A 1,876-nucleotide genomic window follows, 5' to 3' on the forward strand; every position below is an offset into this window, starting at 1 on the left:
CTGCGGTGCGGGTAATCGGTCGATCAGCGCGTCGTCCACGCGGTCCACCAGGTCGATCAGACCGCCGTACGACAGCCGCGCCTCGGGTTCCGCGGGCCGGCAGGACAGCACGGCGTACCCGCGACGTTCGGCGTCCCGCAGCACGTGCTCCCACACCGCGGACTTGCCGATGCCCGCCTCGCCGGACACGACCAGGCACGCCGTCCCCGCCCGCGCGCGGTCCAGCACCCCGGCCGCGACCGCGACCTCGGGTTCCCGCCCCACCAGCTCCCGACCGGCGTGCTGCACGCCCGTACCACCTTCCCCCGCGTGGTCCACCGCGACACCCACTGTTCAGCACGAGGGCGTGGGCCGGGAAGGTCCACCGCTACTGTCTGCCGCATGTACGTGAAGCTGTGCGGCCTGCGGACCGCCGCCGACGTCGCCGCCGCCGTGGACGCGGGAGCCGACGCGGTCGGGTTCGTCCTCAGCGCGAGCGTCCGGCAGGTCGACGTCGACACCGCGCGCCGGCTCGTGCGCGAGGTGCCGCCGCACGTGCTGGCGATCGGGGTGTTCAGCGGGGTGGTGGCGGCGGAGGTGCGGCGGCTCGCGGAGGAGTCGGGGATCGGCGCCATCCAGCTGCACGGCGACTACCCGAGGTCCGCGTTCGAGGACGTGTCGGGGGTGGGCGTGCCCCTGGTGCGGGCGGTCGCGCTGACGGCCGATACCGATGTGCGGGTGGGCGCCTACGGCGAGGAGATGCTGCTGCTGGACTCCCCGGACGCGGGTTCCGGTCACCGGTGGGACCTCTCCGCGCTCGACGGCTCCCGGCCGGAGGGCCGGTGGCTGCTCGCGGGCGGCCTCGGCGTGGGCAACGTCGCGGACGCCGTCGCGCGGGCCCGGCCGTGGGGCGTGGACGTGTCCAGCGGCATCGAGGCGAGCCGCGGCGTGAAGGACCACGGGCTGATGCGGGAGTTCGTCGCCGCCGCGCGGTCGGCCTGACCCCGGACCGCCCGCGCGGTACGGTCGGGGCGTGGCTTCCCTGTCCGATGTGGTCGCCCGGCGCGCGGTGGTGCTGGACGGCGGGCTGTCGACCGCGCTCACGGCCGCCGGTCACGACCTGTCCGACTCGCTGTGGTCGGCCCGCCTGCTGCTCACCGACCCCGACGCGATCAGGGCCGCCCACCTCGCCTACTACCGGGCGGGTGCGGAGGTCGCGATCACGTCCAGCTACCAGGCCACGTTCGAGGGCTTCGCCCGGCGGGGGCTCACCGCGGCCGAGACCGTCGACCTGCTGCGCGCGAGCGTGACCCTCGCGCGCCAGGCGGCGTCCGAAGTGGACGGTCCGAGGTGGGTGGCGTCGTCGGTCGGGCCGTACGGCGCGATGCTGGCCGACGGCTCGGAGTACCGCGGGCGCTACGGGCTCGCCCCGGGCGAGCTGGAGTCGTTCCACCGCCGCCGGGTCGAGGTGCTGGCCGAGGCCGGGGCCGACGTGCTGGCGGTGGAGACGATCCCCGACGTGGAGGAAGCGGAGGCCGTGCTGCGCGTGGTCTCCGGATCGGGCGTCCCGGTGTGGTTGTCCTACAGCGCCCGGGGTGCGCGGACGTGCGCCGGGCAGCCGTTGAGCGAGGCGTTCGAGGTGGCGCGGGGCGTGGACGAGGTGGTCGCCGTCGGGGTGAACTGCTGCGACCCGGCCGACGTGGACGAGGCGGTGGAGATCGCCCGGCGGGTCACCGGCAAGCCCGTCGTGGTCTACCCGAACAGCGGCGAGAGCTGGGACGCGACCACCCGGAGCTGGACCGGCGAGCCCGCTTTCGAGCCCGCGCGGGTGGCGGGCTGGGTGGAGGGCGGCGCGCGGCTGGTCGGCGGCTGCTGCCAAGTGGGCCCGGGACCGATC

Annotated in this window: 3 protein-coding genes; 2 read left to right on the plus strand and 1 reads right to left on the minus strand. The window is 75.6% G+C overall.

Annotation, left to right across the window (positions count from 1 at the left end; all coding sequences use genetic code 11):
• Positions 1 to 288, minus strand: a 288-nt coding sequence (locus tag AB0G02_RS37840; protein ID WP_360804611.1) for an ATP-binding protein, incomplete at its 3' end; no start/stop codon positions are given.
• Positions 289 to 381: 93 nt separating this feature from the next.
• Between AB0G02_RS37840 and AB0G02_RS37845 the strand changes: the two genes are divergently transcribed.
• Both AB0G02_RS37845 and mmuM read left to right on the plus strand, forming a co-directional pair.
• Positions 382 to 981 carry a phosphoribosylanthranilate isomerase gene (locus tag AB0G02_RS37845; protein WP_360804614.1) on the plus strand — a complete coding sequence of 200 codons (600 nt, stop codon included), beginning with the start codon at positions 382 to 384 and terminating at the stop codon, positions 979 to 981.
• A 31-nt stretch (positions 982 to 1,012) separates the two neighbouring features.
• On the plus strand, positions 1,013 to 1,876 hold an 864-nt coding region (gene mmuM, locus AB0G02_RS37850), incomplete at its 3' end, for a homocysteine S-methyltransferase (RefSeq protein WP_360804617.1).

The organism is Actinosynnema sp. NPDC023658 (assembly GCF_040639995.1).
Taxonomy (GTDB): domain Bacteria; phylum Actinomycetota; class Actinomycetes; order Mycobacteriales; family Pseudonocardiaceae; genus Actinosynnema.